The sequence below is a fragment of the Deltaproteobacteria bacterium genome (genome assembly GCA_026129095.1).
In the GTDB taxonomy this organism is placed as follows: Bacteria; JAGRBM01; JAGRBM01; order JAGRBM01; family JAHCIT01; genus JAHCIT01.
Genome location: JAHCIT010000006.1, coordinates 60,122 through 77,947, shown reverse-complemented (window position 1 = coordinate 77,947; position 17,826 = coordinate 60,122). Strand labels below are relative to the sequence as shown.

Annotated in this window: 7 protein-coding genes (1 of these 7 running past the window's edge); 5 read left to right on the top strand and 2 right to left on the bottom strand. The window is 62.5% G+C overall.

All coding sequences use genetic code 11. The features are described from left to right. Nucleotides 1-56: 56 nt before the first annotated feature. On the top strand, nucleotides 57-1,025 hold the full coding sequence (locus tag KIT79_09920) for a DUF547 domain-containing protein (protein MCW5829617.1): 969 nt from the start codon (nucleotides 57-59) through the stop codon (nucleotides 1,023-1,025). Between the two features lie 9 nt (nucleotides 1,026-1,034). On the opposite strand, the gene KIT79_09915 is transcribed toward KIT79_09920, so the two are convergent. Continuing rightward, nucleotides 1,035-1,313 carry a glutaredoxin gene (locus KIT79_09915; GenBank protein MCW5829616.1) on the bottom strand — a complete coding sequence of 93 codons (279 nt, stop codon included), beginning with the start codon at nucleotides 1,311-1,313 and terminating at the stop codon, nucleotides 1,035-1,037. A gap of 167 nt (nucleotides 1,314-1,480) precedes the next feature. Here KIT79_09915 and KIT79_09910 point away from each other — a divergent pair, with 167 nt between their 5' ends. The 3 genes from KIT79_09910 (at nucleotide 1,481) to KIT79_09900 (ending at nucleotide 4,447) form a co-directional block, all read left to right on the top strand. Further along, nucleotides 1,481-2,089, top strand: a complete 609-nt coding sequence (locus KIT79_09910) for a hypothetical protein (GenBank protein ID MCW5829615.1) — start codon at nucleotides 1,481-1,483, stop codon at nucleotides 2,087-2,089. 28 nt (nucleotides 2,090-2,117) lie between these two features. Further along, the gene (locus KIT79_09905) at nucleotides 2,118-2,495 is read left to right on the top strand and encodes a hypothetical protein (protein MCW5829614.1); all 378 of its coding nucleotides are present in this window, start codon (nucleotides 2,118-2,120) and stop codon (nucleotides 2,493-2,495) included. Nucleotides 2,496-2,650: 155 nt separating this feature from the next. Then, nucleotides 2,651-4,447 carry a DNA topoisomerase VI subunit B gene (locus KIT79_09900; protein ID MCW5829613.1) on the top strand — a complete coding sequence of 599 codons (1,797 nt, stop codon included), beginning with the start codon at nucleotides 2,651-2,653 and terminating at the stop codon, nucleotides 4,445-4,447. A gap of 16 nt (nucleotides 4,448-4,463) precedes the next feature. Here the strand turns inward: KIT79_09900 and KIT79_09895 are convergent, their stop codons facing one another. Beyond that, nucleotides 4,464-5,894, bottom strand: coding sequence for a radical SAM protein (locus KIT79_09895; protein ID MCW5829612.1), 1,431 nt, complete (start codon nucleotides 5,892-5,894; stop codon nucleotides 4,464-4,466). A 551-nt stretch (nucleotides 5,895-6,445) separates the two neighbouring features. On the opposite strand from KIT79_09895, the gene KIT79_09890 reads away from it, so the two are divergent. Beyond that, nucleotides 6,446-17,826, top strand: the 5' portion of a protein-coding gene (locus KIT79_09890) for a VCBS repeat-containing protein (GenBank protein ID MCW5829611.1). Its footprint extends 18,436 nt past the window's final position; 11,381 of the gene's 29,817 nt are visible here — the first part of the coding sequence; its start codon is at nucleotides 6,446-6,448; the stop codon falls past the right edge of the window.

The following is a 17,826-nucleotide window of genomic DNA, read 5'->3' as shown; positions in this document are numbered from 1 at the left end:
CGGCGTTCCTGACGGCAGCAGTCCTTGCCGCACTGGCGCCGCCCGCCGGCGGGTCGGTGATCGTTCTCGACCGTACTGACTACAACGGCGCACTTCGTGGACTCGTGGACGAACGGGGATGGATCAACTTCCGGGAACTTCTCGCCCGCAGGGACCAGATCGACCGGTTTCTCTCCAAGGCTGCCCGCGTGAATGCCGAGATGCTTCGCAACCGTTCGGTGGAGGACCGCAAGGCCTACTGGTTCTGTGTGTACCATGGGCTTCTGGTCGCCTCGATTCTCGACCACTATCCACCGGAGCGTGTGCGGCCGGTGGGCGCCGCTCCCGACCCCGGGGACCATGCCGATTCGGTACGCCGCGTGCCGGGTTTCTGGACGGCACGGGCCATTCGTGCCGGTGGCGAACGCCATACGCTCAGGTCGATTGAGAACGATGTGCTCTGGAAAGAGTTCCCCGATCCCAGATGGCCTTTCGTGCTCGCTCGCGGCGGAAGGTCGGGCGCCCCGATTCCGGCCGAACTGCCGGGCGGTGTGCGGTTCGACAGTTATCTCGACCGGCGGGTTCAGTCGTTCTTCCGCCAGCGGGAGAACTACTACCGGTCAGGGCCTGACAAGACGCTGTTTCTCTCGCCGGTGCTGCTATGGGACCGGGAACGGATCATGACTCAAGAGGGCGGACCGCTTCCGGTCCACCAGAGCCGTCCGGTTTCCCGCTGGGAAGAAGAGGAAGACGCCGGCGACATTCAGATACTGCTCAGGTTCATCATGCCGTTTCTGGACCGGCAGGAACGGATGGCGATCGATCCCGAAAACTACAAGATCCGGTACAGCTATTTTGACTGGCGCCTGCCGGATACGTCTCCGCCGGCTGCACCGGCCCCCGGCAGCGAGGCTGGAGACGAAGACAGGCAGCCGCTGCCGCTGACGGATGCCCCGGATGTAAAGGGAGAGACCGTCGGTGAAGAGATGCCTGAGCAGCCGGATTCGGATGACGCTCCGCCGGTCAGGTTCATTCCCCGGCCATAGCTGGCGGGGTCATTCCGCCGGGCTAGCCAACAGTTTCGCCAGTTCGCCCTTCTGGTCCAGTTCGGCCAGTTCCATGTACCCGCCAATCAGCCGGTCTCCAAGGTAGATCACCGGCACGGTACGCATGCCGCTCCGGCTGGAGATTTCCGTCCGGACTTCCGGGTCGGCTGCCGATATCTCGCGGAACCGGTATCCACGCTGTGTCAGCAGACGCTTGGCACTGACGCAGAACGGGCAGATGGGGGTGGTGTAGATGGTAAAGTGTGCAGCGGAACCGGTGTCGCTCATGGTTTTACCGGACGTCGCCCCACGCCGGGGGTGCGGCGTCCACCCGGAATATGGGGCTTTTTCACGGTTTTCGCAAGCGGCGTTATTCCGGGCATTTGGCCCTGATAAAGACCGAATAAACGCTGTTTTGACCGGCCAATCCGGACCATGGTATTAGATTAAAGATAATGTTTCGCACCCTTGCCAGAAGCGCCGTTGTGGCGCTTGCCCTGAGCGTCCTGTGCCCGGCTGCGGGGCATGCCTCCCGCCTTCCGGAAGGATTCCAGATGGCCCAGTGGGGCATGACGATCGAGGACCTTCGCGAGCGGATACGCAACCTCGCCGAGGACGTGGACCGGTTTCAGCCGCACATCACCGTTTACACGAGCTACTCGTTTCCGAATAACGGGTTCAGTGAATACCGGCTGTTTCAGGGAAAGCTTTTCTACATCCGGGTGAAACTGACCAGCAAGGATGTCAACCAGCAGATGTATTCGTCCTTTACCGCCCGCTACGGACAGCCAATCAGCCAGGACGAAAAGGATGGCGCGAAACGCTATCTGTGGGAGGATGCCAAAACGTCCATGGCACTCTATCTCTATCCGTATCATGCGGAAATACGGGTGAAGAGCGTGGAGATAGCAACCGAGCTGGCCCGCATGCAGCGCAAGAACGAGGATTACGACCGCTATCTGGACGAGATGATGTCACGGAACTTCAGTGACGAATCGCTCACCGTCGAGGAAAAACAGCGGCTTCTGGAACTGAAGAAGGGGCTGTCGACCGGCGGCCGTTAAAGGGCCGCAGGGGCGCGGAGGGACGCTCATGCTCTATACCATTCGCGTGCGTCAGCCGGGCGCCGAGATCCGCTGGCGCGAGATCGTCGAGGATATACGCAACTATCCGCGTGCCAGGCCGAGCGGCGATGAGTTTAAAGTGGAACTGCATACCGGCGCGGTCATTGATCTTTCCCATGCGAAGGAGCTTCGCGGGGAAACGGCGGTCGAGCTCCACATCCGCTTCAGTTTTGATGATGATAACGACGACAGTGCCGATTCGGTTTTTGACGTGGCCCGCCTGATCGGGAAAAAACACAGCGTCCAGTTCTGGCACGATGCCTTCGGACTCGATTACGCCACGGCCACCGAGCGCGAACTGGCCGAGGCATTCGATGGCGAGGCACCCGAAGAAGGCGGCGGGTGAACTGCTGCACGTCCGGAACCCGCGCCCAAGCGGAGGGTTGTGCAGTGGACCTCAGGGCCATTTTTGTGCAAGATAGTCACTCCTGACCGTTGGAGACTCCGGCGTTTTGACTGTTGGTGAGTGGGGGCGCGCCGGGTCCGGAAGTTGTGTACGTCATGGCCCGCAAAGCAAAGCCCTCCAAGGCGAGTTCCCAGCTCGATCTGATGGCAGTGGCGGAATCACCGGCGAAACCGGTGCCCACGAAACCCGCAAAAGCACTGGCTGAAAAGCCTTCCACCGCGCCTGAGCCGAAGCGTCCGCAGCGTCGCGCCTCGGCCGAGGACATGGCGAAGAAGCAGCGGGAGATATCGGTCTCCGAGTTCTTCACGAAGAACCGCCATCTGCTCGGTTTCGACAATCCCCAGAAGGCGATGCTCACGGCGATCAAGGAGGCGGTCGACAACGCGCTCGACGCCTGCGAGGAAGCCGGGATCCTGCCGGAAATCGAGGTCGCCATCAGGGAAATTTCCGAAGGCCGGTACCGGATTGCCATTGACGACAACGGCCCCGGCATACCCAAGCCACAGATCCCCAAGGTGTTCGGAAAGCTGCTGTACGGTTCCAAGTTCCACCGGCTGAAGCAGAGCCGGGGCCAGCAGGGAATCGGGATATCGGCAGCAGGCATGTACGCGCAACTGACGACCGGCAAGCCGGTTCACGTGGTGTCGCGCACCGGGAAAGGCCGTCCGGCGGTGGCGCTGGACATCACGCTGAATACGCGCCTCAACCAGCCGGAAATGTCGAACGAGACGGTGGACGAGAAGTATGAAAAGCCCCACGGAACACGCGTGGAGCTGGAACTCTCCGGCCTTTACAAGAAGGGCAAGCGGTCGGTGGACGAGTACCTGATGCTCACCGCGGTTTCGAACCCCCATGCCCGGATCATCTTCCGTCCGCCCGCGGGCGAGGCGGTGATCTACGAGCGTGCATCCGAGGAACTCCCGGTCGAGGCGCTGGAGATCAAGCCCCATCCGCACGGGGTCGAACTCGGCATGCTCATCAAGATGCTCCAGGACACATCCGGGCATACAGTGAAGTCGGCGCTCAAGGGCGATTTCTCCCGGGTGTCGGACATGATCGCCGAGGAAATCTGCCAGATGGCGAAGGTAAAGCCCTCGGCGAAACCCCGTAACCTGACCGCCCACGACATCGAGGCGCTTTACAAGGCGATGCAGACCGTGAAGATCATGGCGCCGCCGTCGAACTGCCTTTCCCCCATCGGCGAGGCCCGCCTGGAAGCCAGCCTCAAGGCGAGGTTCAAGGCGGCGTTCGTCACTTCGACGACGCGCAAGCCCGTCGTCTACCGGGGAAATCCCTTCCAGATCGAGGTGGGGCTCGCCTATGGCGGCGACCTGCCGGCCGATGAACTCTGCGACGTGTTCCGGTTCGCCAACCGGGTGCCGCTCCAGTACCAGCAGGGTGCCTGCGCCATTCATCGTTCCGTGCTGACGACCGACTGGAAATCGTACGGCCTGCAGCAATCGCGTGGCGCCCTGCCCACCGGCCCATTCGTTGTGATGGTCCACATGGCCAGCGTGTGGGTACCGTTCACCAGCGAATCGAAGGAAGCGATCGCCCACTACGACGAGATCATCAAGGAGATCAAGCTCGCCATCCAGGAATGCGGACGCCGCCTCAAGCTCTACGTGAGCGGCCAGCGCCGCACGGCCGACGAGTTCGCCAAGCGCAGCTACATGCAGAAATACATCCCGCTGGTGGGCGAGGCACTGCGGCTCCTGCTCGAATTGAACCAGAAGCAGGAACAGGAAGTGACCGACCGGCTCCGGAAAGTGCTGGAACGGACCCGTGCCACTGCGCTCCCGATCCGTCGCAAGGGCACTGTCTCCGATGAGGAACTGGCCATCCTTCGCGCCGCCGACAGGGAAGCTGCCGCAGCACAGGCGGCGGAATAGCCGCAGGAAAACCGTTTCAGCCGGCCAGCAGGCCGACCCGGCGTCCGATTGTCGCCACCTGGCTGAACGATCTGATCTCGCGGGCGATTCCCCACAGTACTCCCGGCCGGGCGTAGAAACTCACATATGCCTTTCGCTGCAGTCTTTTCAGGCGGTCGTGTCCCAGTTCGTCGGACGCATACTGGACGCGATGTATGTAGAGACTGGAAAGGTCGAGACCGTCCAGACGCCCGTCCGCCTTCAGCCGGTCATAGATCGGGCTTCCCGGAAACGGCGAGTAGTTGAAGAAGTTGGCCCGGTGAATTGGCAGCCGCCGTGCGAAATCGATCGTCTGGTTGACCTCCGCCTCCGTTTCGCCCGGAAGCCCGATGACGAAAAATCCGGTCATGCGAATATCCGTCAGGCGGCGGACAAGAGCCACTTTCTCCTCGATCTCCTCCAGGGTGAGCTTCTTCTCGATCAGGTCGAGCACCCGCTGGCTGCCCGATTCGATGCCGACGGCAAACGAATAGCAGCCAGCCCGTTCCATGAGCGGCAGGGTTTCTTCGGTAAGCGAATCGAGACGGACGCCGTTCGGGCAGGCCCAGTCGAACCTGAGTCCGGCCCTGAGGACCGCTTCGCAGAAGGCCCTGAGGAACCGGCGGTCCAGCGTGAAGTTGTCGTCCATGAAGTGGATTTCGTGGATGCCGAAGTCACGCTGGAGCCAGCGGATCTCCTCGATCATGTGCTCCGGCGAGCGGGTGCGGATCTTCTTGCCCATGCTGTTGGGTGCGCCGCAGAAGGTGCAGGTATACGGGCAGCCGCGGGTGGCGATCATCGGCGCGATCCGGTTGCGCCTGGAGAATATCCCGTTGGGAGCCAGCGGGTACCGGTCCGGCCGGATCCGGTCCCATGGCAGCATGCCGATCCGGTCCAGGTCGGCGACAAACGATCGCGGATTTTTCCGGATCGTTCCGTCAGGGGCTCGCCAGCAGAGGTTCGGGATTTTTGCCAGTTCGGGTTCAGAAGGCTCCAGTGAACCGGCGAGAAGGTCCAGCAGGGGGCCCAGCCCCTCTTCGCACTCGCCCAGGAACAGGAAGCGGGCGGCGGGTATCTCGCTGAACGTCTCTTCCGGCTCAAATGTCGGGTGCGGACCGCCAAGGATGAGGGGCGGAATGCCTGGGATTTTTCCCAGTTGCGCCGCGAGGTTCCGCGAGGGGGAGAGCGAAGCAGTAAAGACGTTCAGCCCGATTGCCGTGTAGGGCGGCGAGGCGTTCTGGACTTGGCGTAGCACGTCGCCGCTACTGAAGGGCTTTTCAGCCGCATCGAGCCAGTCGAATCCGAAACCTGCGGCTCTGGCCGCCGCCGCCGCGTAGCCCATTCCCAGGTTCGGAATCCGGGCAAACCCGATTCCGAACGTGTTTTCCGGGGCTATGAGCAGGATTTTGCGGTTTGTGCGGTCAGTCATGGGCGCATCGCTTCGCCGCGCTCCTGTTTCATGTGGGAGGACTACCGGCAAGCTACCCCGGCCAAGGACGATGCACCAGCAGCCGTGTCACGTCACTTTGGATAGTTTTGGCGTGAAACATTCTATTTAATCTGCAATATCAGAATGAAACGGTCCTGCTAATATGAATATTATTCATCCCCGTTCGCACGACCTGTTTTTTGCGGTTTGAGGGCTGCATTAGTGACTGGTGTCACAAGTCCTTTTGGGGCCAGGTCCGGCGAGTGTACATGGGTCACAAGACCCCTGATTTATTCAGCAAATTTGGTTTGCAATGTGACCCATGACCTTTGAGTGAGCAGGGCATTAAGGTAAACTTATAATGCTTTAAATATCCTGTTTTGACGGGGGAGTGTCTGGCTGAAACCGGGTTGTGTGGCGGGCATCGGTGACGATGATGTCCCGATGCGCCGTTTTCTGACCGGTCAGCCTGTTTCCCGGACGCGATTTCAGATGAGAAAGAGGCCGTGCATTCGCCAGGCGGTGATGCAAGGCCGGGGGAGTCCTCGAACGTGAACACATACAGCAGATTCCACCGCCGGTGGATGTTGGCACTGATGGCAGCCGCCGCGATGCTGGCCGCGCCAGGGTGCCTTTCGGAAGAACCCGCGCCGCCGGAGGCGCGCATCACCCTGTCGCTCGGCAGTGCCGTCGGCGCGCTCCAGGCCAATGAAGTTCTCTACGTCCGGCTCACCACAACCTCCACCGGCTTCCAGAACGTGCAGATCGTCAACCGCCCCAGTTTCGAGCGGTGCCAGTCCGGCGATGTCGCGGCTGGCGCCGACTGCAATCCGTCTGCCGACGACGTAATCGTGCTCCGCGTTCCCAACGTCCCCACGGCCAGTCCGGTCACTGTTCGCGCCGTGGTCATCCGGGACAAGAACCCGCTGGGGCCCGTGAATGACGTCCGCTACTACGACGGCCAGAAAACCGTCACGCTGACCAAGGCCGAGGAAACCATCGCCATCAACACCGCGTTCATTGGTGTGCCCGTTGTCACGATCGAATCCGGCACCGGGCAAACCGGCACCGTGGGGCGGGCTCTCTCCCAGCCGCTCGTCGTCCGTGTGACCGGACCGCTGGGGACGCCGGTCGAAGGCGCCGAAGTCGTATTCACTCCCTCGCCATCCGGGACCATTGCCGGCGGAACGATCAAGACGACCGATTCCAATGGGCGGGCATCGGCCAGTTATACGCTGGGAACAGTTGCTGGCGCCTATTCAGTCGCCGCAAGGGCATTCGCGCCGCCTCCGGTGACATTCACCGCCCAGGCGAACCCCGACGTGCCTGCCACGCTGACGATAATCTCCGGCAACAGCCAGTCAGGCACCGTGGACACGGTTCTCGCCCAGCCGTTCGTGGTCGAGGTCCGCGACCAGTTCAACAACGTGGTACCCAATGCCACGGCAAACTTCGCCGTAACCGCCGGAGGCGGCCTGCTTCAGGCTGCCGCCGCCCAGGCGACGAATGTAAACGGCCGGGCACAGAATACGCTCCGGCTCGGGACGGTCGCAGGCGCTAACGCGGTCACGGTATCGGTTACGGGGCTGGTAGCGACGCAGAACAAGATATTCTCCGCCACGGGTATGCCCGGCGCGGCCACGCAACTCTTTGTTTCCCAGCAGCCGGTGACAACGACGGCCGACAATACCCGGCAGGTGACAGTTCAGGTCCGCGACCAGTTCGGCAATGTGGTGGCGTCCGACAATACGACCCAGGTCAGTCTCGGCATCGAGGACAACCCCGGCGGATCAGTCATCACGGGCGGCGGTCCGGTAACGGTATCGGCCGGCGTGGCGGTATTCCCCTCGGTTCATCTGGACCGGACAGGTACGGGCTACACCCTTCAGGCGACGTCGGCCCCGGCGCTTACACCGGCCACCACCGGGGCCTTTGACGTCACTCACGGCATCGCCAGCCAGCTTGCGTTCACCGCCCAGCCGGTCAACCAGCAATCCACCGCCGCGCAGGGAGTCGTGGCAGTGGTCCGCGACCAGTACGGAAACACGGTCACGTCGGACAGCACGACACAGGTGACGCTGGCGATCCAGAACAATCCGGAGAGTTCCACGCTGTCGGTCACGACGAACCCGGTGACGGCGGCCAGCGGCGTTGCGGCCTTCAGTGGCGTCAACCTGAACAAGGTAGGCACGGGCTACACGCTCCAGGTGACATCGGTTCCGGCGCTGACACCGGCCACATCGAATGCGTTCAATATCACTCCCGGTGCCGCGGCGAAGCTGGCGATCACCGGGCAGCCAGCGAACCAGACGGCCGATGGGACACAGAACGTGACGGCCCAGGTCTGGGACGCGAACGACAACCTGGTGACGGGCGACAGTACGACGCAGGTGACGCTGGCGATCCAGAACAATCCGGGGAGTTCCACGCTGTCGGTGACGACGAACCCGGTGACGGCGGCCAGCGGTATTGCAGCCTTCACGGGTGTGAACCTGAACAAGGTGGGCACGGGCTACACGCTCCAAGTGACGTCGGTCCCGGCGCTGTCACCGGCCACATCGAATGCGTTCAACATCACACACGGTGCCGCGGCGAAGTTGGCGGTGACCGGACAGCCCACGAACCAGACGGCTGATGGGACACAGAACGTGACGGCCCAGATCTGGGACGCGAACGACAACCTCGTGACGGGCGACAGCACGACGCAGGTGACGCTGGCGATCCAGAACAATCCGGGCAGTTCAACGCTGTCGGTGACGACGAACCCGGTAACGGCGGCCAGCGGTATTGCGGCCTTCACGGGTGTGCATCTGGACAAGGTGGGCACGGGATACACGCTCCAGGCGACTTCGGTACCGGTGTTCACTCCGGCCACGTCGAATGCGTTCAATATCACCCCCGGTGCTCCGGACCGGCTCGCGTTTATCACGCCCATCACGAGCCCGGTTGCCGCCAGTGCCACCTGGACGACCTTCTCGGTCGGCATTTACGACCAGCACCTGAACCTCACCGGCGCGGGCAATACGGTCACCCTGCAACTGGTGAGCGGGTCGTCGTCGCTTGGCGGCATGACGGCTGTCGCCGCCGTGAGCGGCACGGCCACGTTCACGACCATTACCTATGGAACCGCCGAGGCGATCACGGTCCGTGCGATTTCCGGCGGGCTTACGCCGACCGCGAACGTGCCGGTGACGGTGAATCCCGGCGCGCCGGACTATCTCGAATTTACCGGCGATCCGGTGACCGTGACGGCCGACGATACGCAGCCCGTCGAGGTGACGGTTTACGACGCTGGCGGCAACGTGGCGACCAGTTCGACTGATCCGGTCACGCTGACCATCGAGACCGGCACTGGCGGCGCGTTCCTGGTGGGCGGTGGACCCGTGGCACCTGTGAACGGAGTGGCCACTTTCCCGGTGGTGCGGATTGATCTCGTGGGGACGTACACGCTCCGCGCCTCGAACGGGCTTCAGACCGATGCGATCTCACCGTCGTTCGGCATTACTCATGGCGCCGCGTCCTATCTCGAACTCACGTCGTCGGTGCCGAACATGACCGCCGACGACTCGGCCAGTGTCGATGCCGAGGTGAAGGACGATTACGGAAACCTCGTCACCACTGGCGCAGGAGCCTCGACCAGCATCACGCTTTCGATCCTCACCAATCCCGGCGGTTCCACGCTCAGCGTCGGCAGTAGCAACCCTCAGAATGCAGCCGGCGGCATGGTGACCTTCACCGGCGTCAACCTGAACCGGCCGGGTACGGGCTATGTCCTCCGCGTGTCGGCAGGGGGCCTCACGCCGGACGATTCCAGCGCCTTCAATATAACTCACGGAGCGGCAACTGCACTGGTGTTCACCACGCAGCCGGTGACGACATCGGCGGGCGTGGCGCTCACACCGGTGGTGGAGGTCCGCGACGGTTCGGGGAATACGGTGACCACGGGAACCGCCTCGACGGCGACCATCACGCTGACGCTTCAGTCCGGAACGGGCTCGCTGTTCGGAACAGCTGCCAAGGCGCCAGTGGCGGGTGTCGCCACCTGGACTGCCCCAGACGGCCTCTATATCGATTCGGTTGGCACCAAAACCCTTCGCGCCACGCAAGGACCACGGACCGCCGATTCAGCGAGTTTTGACATTACTCCGGCCGCGCCGAGCAAGCTGGTCTTTACCGTGCAGCCCACAAACCAGACGGCCGACGGAACCCAGTCGGTTACGGTGGAGGTGCGGGACGCGAGCGACAATCTCGTGATCGGGGACAGCACGACGCAGGTGACGCTGGCGATCCAGAACAATCCGGGCAGTTCAACGCTGTCGGTGACGACGAACCCGGTAACGGCGGCCAGCGGTATTGCAGCCTTCACGGGTGTGAACCTGAACAAGGTGGGCACGGGTTACACGCTCCAGGTGACATCGGTCCCGGTGCTGACACCCGATACTTCCAGCGCGTTCAACATCACCCACGGCGCGGCGAACCGGCTCGCATTCAACGGGCAGCCTGTGAACTCCGATGCCGATACCCCGCAGTCGATCACGGCAGAGATTCATGACCAGCATGGCAACCTGGTGACAGGCGACAATACCACCCAGGTCACGCTGTCGATCTGGGATAATCCGGGTGGTGCGACGCTGCTGCTGGATGGGAACGGCCTCACCGCCAGCGCCGGATCGGTGACCTTCACTGGCGTTCGCCTGACGAAGATGGGTAACAATTTCACGCTTCGCATCACTTCGTTACCCGATCTGCTCCTTGCCACCTCCGACCCGTTTGATAATGCCAGCGGCGTTCCGGCAAAGGTCGTGTTCGGGACGCCGCCCTCCAGTCCCCAGACGGCAGGCACGGTCTGGTCCATGTTCTCGGCCTCGATACTCGACCAGTACGACAACATGACGGGTTCTGGCGCCACGGTGACGGTGGAGCGTGTCGCCGGAACCGGCTCCTTCGGCGGAACATTCTCCGAAGCCGCTTCGGGTGGCGTCGCCACGTTTAATGCCGTCGTCTACAACACGGCCGAGGCGATCACGGTGCGCGTGACGTCGGGAGGCCTTACTCCCTCATCGGCGGTTCCGGTTACCGTGAACCCGTCGTCGAACATCAGTCTCGTATTCACCGCCCAGCCGGTGAATGGTGACGCCGATTCGCCGCAATCGGTTGAAGTGACCGTCCAGGACGAGTTCAGCAACACCATCACATCCGCTTCGGATCCCATCACGCTGACGTTCCAGTCGAATCCGGGCGGCGGAGTCCTGTCGGGTGGCGGCCCAGTGGCGCCGGTGAACGGCGTCGCGGTATTCCCGGCTGTTCATGTGACGGCGGTTGCCGCTGGCTATGAGCTTCGCGCCTCCGATGGCGTCAGCAACGACGGCATTTCGGACAGTTTCGATATCGCTCACGGCGCGGCGACTCAGCTCGCCATAACCGGCCAGCCGGTGACCCAGGCGTCCACGGTTACGCAAGGTGTCACGGTAGAGGTCCGTGACCAGTACGGAAACCTCGTGGATACCGGCCCGGATGCCACGGCGAACGTCACACTGGCGATCTGGAACAATCCGGGGAGTGCCACGCTGTCGGCCGACAGTAACCCGCTCGGCGCCACCGGGGGTGTGGCGATGTTCACCGGCATTAACCTGAACAAGGCGGGGACAGGGTACACGCTCCGGGCGACATCAGGCGGCCTGACTGCCGCGATCTCGGATTCTTTCGACATCACGCCGGGTTTGGCGGCCAAGCTGGCGTTCTTTCTCGGACCGGTGAACGTCACCGCCGACGACAGCCAGAACATTCTGGTCCAGGTGCAGGATGCCAACGACAACATCGTGACCGGCGACAGCACGACGAGCGTCACGCTGGCGCTCTATGACAATCCGGGCGGGTCGGTGCTCAGTGCCGACTTCAACCCGGTGACCGCCAGCTCCGGCGTCGTGAACCTGACGGGTGTCCATCTGGACAAGGTGGGCACGGGGTACACGCTTGAGGTGACCTCGGTCCCGGTGCTCACTCCGGCGGTATCGGCAACATTCAACGTCACGCACGGGGTTGCTACGCAGGTGTCATTCAGCCCGGCTCCGGCCAGTCCGGTGGAAGCGGGGCAGACGTGGACGACGTTTACCGGGGAGATCCGCGACCAGTACGGCAATATGGTAACGACAGGGCCATACGCCTCGGCCGATGTTGATGTCGTGCTGGTGAGTGGCAGTGACGCCCTGCTGGGAACGGCATCCAGCATGGCTTTCCTCGGCGTCGTGGATTTTGACGATATTTCCTATGAAACCGCCGAAGTGATTTCAGTGAAGCTGGTGTCCAGCGGACTGACCGATTCGGTCACAGCACCGGTGACGGTGAATCATGCTCCTGCCTTTGCGCTGGAGTTCGATACCCAGCCGGTGAACCGTACGGCGGACCAGTCCCAATCCCTCTGGGTGAACATCATCGACGGGTTCGGCAACCTTGTGGTGTCGGACAGCACCACCAGCATCACGCTGGGATTCGAATACAACCCGGGCGGATCGACGCTGTTCGTGGATCAGAACCCGGTGGTGGCATCCGCAGGCGCGGCATTTTTCTCCGGCGTCAGACTGAACAGGACCGGCGACAGTTATGGACTGGTGGTCTCATCGGTCCCGCCGCTCAGCTTCGGCTATTCCGATCCGTTCGATATCACCCCCGGCGCGGCCACCAAGCTGGTGTTCACGAGCGGACCGGTCAGCCGGACGGCCGACCAGACCCAGTCCGTGACGGTTCAGGTGCAGGACGCCAGCGACAACCTTGTGACTGGCGACGGCACAACGTCAGTCACGCTTGCCATCGCCAGTAATCCGGGGAGCTCCACACTGACGGTCGAGTTCAACCCGGTCACGGTGTCCGGCGGTATCGCAACCTTCAGCGACGTGCATCTGGACAGGTCTGGTACGAACTACACGCTGGAAGTGACGTCGGTCCCCGTGCTCACCCCCGGCACGTCGGATCCGTTCGACATCACCCACGGCGCGGCAACGAGGCTCGCCTTTGCCGTGCAGCCCACGAGCCAGACCGCCACCGGTACACAAGAGATGACGGTTGCCGTGGAGGACCAGTTCGGCAATCTGGTTAGTACGGGCCCTGACGCATCGGCCAGCATCACCCTCGCCATCTTCGAAAATCCGGGCAGCGCGGTGCTGACAGCAGATGTCAACCCGTTGAACGCCACGGGGGGCGAGGCGGCCTTTACCGGCGTCAACCTCGACCGGACGGGCATCTTTTACATTCTGGTAGCCAGTTCGGGCATTCTGGATGTGGCCGTCTCCGATCCGTTCGATATCACCCCCGGCGCGGCAGCCAAGCTGGTGTTCCTGAGCGGCCCGTCGAGCACCACCGCCGACGACACCCAGAACGTGACGGTCGAAATCTGGGACATCAACGACAACCTGGTGACCGACGACTACGCGACGGGCGTCTCGCTCGCGATCTATGACAACCCCGGTTCCTCCGCCTTCATTGTGGACGCGAGCCCCGTGACGGCCTTCGGCGGCGGCGTGACCTTCACCGGTGTCCGGCTGGACAAGGTTGGGTCGGGATACACGCTGGAAGCCACATCGGTTCCCGTTCTGACGCCGGCTGTTTCCAATCCGTTCAACATCACCCACGGCGCCGCGTCGAAACTCGCCTTCTCGACTCCGCCCGCCAATGCCCTGGCCGGGGAGGGGCAGGGCGTGACGGTTCATGTGCTCGACGCCTCGGACAACCTGGTGACATCGGATGGTTCGACCGAGATTACCCTTGCGACGCATGACAACCCCGGCGCGTCCGCTCTCCTCAGCGATACGAACCCGGTCACGGTGTCCGGCGGCGTCGCCAGTTTCACAGGCGTCGCCCTGCTCAAGGCGGCTTCCGGTTATACGCTGCGAGCCGACTCGGTTCCGGCCTTCGTGCCGGTGATTTCAGCTCCTTTCGATATCACTCACGCGGCGGCGCACAAGCTGGTGTTCACCGTGCAGCCCACGAACCAGACCTCTACCGGGACGCAGGGCGTTACCGTGGAGGTTCAGGACGAGTTCGACAACCTGGTCAGCACCGGGCCGGATTCCACCGCCACCGTCGAACTGCTCATTTTTGACAATCCCGGCGGCGCGCTCATCACGGCCGATGAAAACCCGCTTGATGCCACGGGAGGTGTAGCGGTCTTTACCGGCGTGAATCTGGACAAGACTGGGACCGGTTATACGCTGGAAGCCGGTTCCGGGCTGCTGATTCCCGGCGTTTCCGATCCATTCGACATTACCGCCAGTGCGGCCACGAAGCTCGCCTTCGTGAGCGGTCCGGCCGGCGTGACGGCCGACGACGTGCAGAACGTGACGGTCGAGATCCGTGATGCCAACGACAACGTGGTTGACACGGACAGCACGACCCAGGTGACGCTCGCCTTCCAGGACAATACCGGCGGATCGACGCTGACCATGGCTGATAATCCCGTGACGGCAGCGGCTGGCGTGGTGGCATTCGTGGATGTTCACCTGAACCGGGTGGGCAGTGCCTACACGCTGCGGGCCGATTCGGTTCCGGTGCTGACCCCCGATGTCTCGGCTCCGTTTAACATCACGCACGGCGTGGCGTTCCGGCTCGGTTTCTTCAGCGGCCCGGCGAATTCAACAGCGGACAATGTGCAGGGTGTTTCCGTCCAGATCGAGGACCAGCAGGGTAACCGGGTAACGAGCGACAGCACGACGGTGGTTTCCCTTTCAATCCAGGATAACCCCGGTGCGTCCTCGCTCTCGGTGATTGTCAATCCGGAAACGGCGGATGCCGGTCTGGTGGATTTTGTTGATGTCCGGCTGGATAAGGCGGGCGTGGGTTACACCCTGCGCGCCGATGCGGTGCCGCCGCTGCTGCTGCCCGCGACATCGGGTTCTTTCGATATCACGCACGGCGCGGCCGATCACCTGGTCTTCTTCTCACAGCCTGTTAATCGCTCGACGGACAACTCCCAGTCCCTCACGGTCGAGGTGCGGGACGGGTACGGCAACCTGGCTTCCTCGGACAACACGACCGAAATCACCCTCGCCATCTTCGACAATCCGGGCGGCTCAACTCTCAGTGTGTCCGCCAATCCGGTGATGGCCACGGGCGGCAGCGCGACCTTCGTCTCGGTGGCACTGAACAGGACAGGCTCCGGATACACGCTGGAAGCAACGGCTTCCGGTCTCGGAAGTGATGTAACCGATCCCTTCGACATCACTCCCGGTGTTCCGGACCGGATGGCGTTCGTCACCCAGCCGGGCAACCGCACGACCGACCAGAGCCAGAGCGTGGAAGTGGAGGTCCGGGACTTCCATGACAACCTTGTGGATACCGACTTTGCGACCGAGATCACGCTGGGGTTCGATATCGATCCGAGCGGCGGCGCGGCCACGCTGGATGTGGCGGTAAATCCGGTGACGGTTTCGGCGGGCATAGCGGTGTTCTCCAGCGTCCATATTGACAAGGCATTTACCGGATACGCGCTGGAAGCACTTTCATCTCCGCCGCTCACGCCTGCCTCGTCGGACTACTTTGACATTACCCACGGCGCGGCATCGGCGCTCGTCTTCACGACGCAGCCGGTAACCACGCAGGCCGGATCGCCGCTCCTGCCGGTGGTCGAGGTGCGTGATGGCTATGGCAACACGGTCACGACCGGCCCGGATGCGGTGGCCGACATCACCCTGTCGCTCTGGAGCGGTTCGGGTGTGCTGTCAGGCACCGTTACCAAGGCGCCGTCGGCGGGCATTGCCTCCTGGGTGCCTGGGGACAGCCTGAACATCGCCATTGTCGGCTCGAAGGTTCTCCAGGCCCAGCAGGGTCCGCGGACGATGAGCTCCGCCGCGTTCGACATCACGGTAGGCGATCCGGCCCAGCTTGCCTTTGTCCAGCAGCCAATCACGGTCACGGCCGACGACACCCAGATGGTCAGCGCCCAGGTTCAGGACGCCTACGGGAACGACGTGACCGGTCCGTTCCGGCCGGTGCCGGTGCAGGTGGCGGCGGGTTTTCACCGCTATTGCGTCCTTCTCAGTAACGGCAACGTCAAGTGCTGGGGTTACAACACTAACGGCCAGCTGGGTCTGGGCGACACGGCCCACCGGGGCGATAACGGTGGCGAGATGGGTGATAATCTCCCGACCGTGTCTCTAGGTACAGGCCGGACTGCGATCAAGCTTGCTTCCGGTAGCGATCATACCTGCGCGATACTCGATAACGGGGCCCTTAAATGCTGGGGAAATAACAGCTTCGGCCAGTTGGGACTCGGTGATTTTGTGACCAGAGGTGATGGCCCTGGCGAGATGAGTGACAATCTCCCCGCGGTTGATCTTGGAACGGGCCGAACTGCAATGGATCTGGCGGCGGGCAGCTATCATACCTGTGCACTTCTCGATAATCAGACTGTCAAGTGCTGGGGAGAAGCTGGAAATGGCCAGCTTGGTCTCGGAGATACGGTGGATCGCGGAATTGGGCCGGGGGAAATGGGAGATAGCCTCCCCACTGTAGTTCTCGGCACAGGCCGGACTGCGATCAGTCTGGTGGCAGGCCAATACCATACCTGCGCACTTCTCGATAATCAGACTGTCAAGTGCTGGGGTAACAACACTAACGGCCAGTTGGGTCTAGGCGACACGGCCCATCGGGGCGATAACGGTGGCGAGATGGGTGATAATCTGCCGGTCGTGTCTCTCGGCACAGGCCGGACTGCGATCAGTCTGGTGGCAGGTCAAAGTCATACCTGCGCAATACTCGACAACGGAGATGTAAAATGCTGGGGGTGGAACAGCTCTGGACAACTGGGGCTTGGGGATACGGCAAATCGAGGTGATGGGCCTGGTGAGATGGGTGACAGTCTCCCATCCGTGAATTTGGGTGCCGGCCGAACGGCTACCCATCTGTCATTGGGCTATTACCATACCTGCGCAGTTCTTGATGATGTGACCACAAAATGCTGGGGTTACAATACCAATGGCCAGCTTGGTCTTGGGGATATGGTGGACCGTGGTGACGGTCCTGGGGAGATGGGTGATAGCCTTCCTGTCCTGGACCTCGGCACGGGCCGGACAGTGACTAAATTGGCAGCGCATACGGCCTCCAGCTGTGCAATTCTCGACAATTTCAATGTGAAATGCTGGGGTGCAAACGCCAATGGCCAGCTGGGCCTCGGTGATACTGCCCATCGCGGCGACCAGCCCGGTGAGATGGGCGACAACCTGCCCGCCGTGGACCTTGGCGGTACGGGTATTCCGGCTCCCGCCATTACCCTGGTTCTACAAGACAACCCGGGCGGCTCGACGCTTTCAGCCGAGACAAATCCGGTTCCCGCGACGAACGGCCTCGCCGTCTTCAACCAGGTCCATCTGGACAGGGTGGCTTCCGGCTACCGGCTGCGGGTGACCTCGCCGGGCCTGACCGATGCCGACTCGGACCTGTTCAACATAACCCACGGCGCGGCCGCGCAGGTCGGGTTTGTCGCTCCGGCCCCCGGCCAGATGGGTCCGATCACGGCGGGCGTCACCTGGGACAGTTTCAGCGCGGCGATCCAGGACGCGTACGGCAACACGGTCACGACCGGCATCTTCTCGACGGCAACGGTCCTGCTGGAACTGGACTCAGGCATCAGCAACCTGACCGGGACCACATCCGGTATCGCCACCGCGGGCGTCGTGGACTTCACGGACATCAGTTATGAAGTGGCCGAGGGGATATCCATCAAGGTCACTTCCCCGGCGCTGCCGGGGGGCGATTCGGACCCGCTGCCTGTTACGATTGTTCCTGACGCAGCAAGCCGGCTGGCATTCCCGTTCCCGCCGGCGAACAGTTCGGCCGGTATCACCCAGAACATCACCGTGTTTATAGAGGATACATTCGGGAACCTCGTCACCACCGACAACGCGACGGAAATCACGCTGGCGATCTACGACAACCCCGGCGG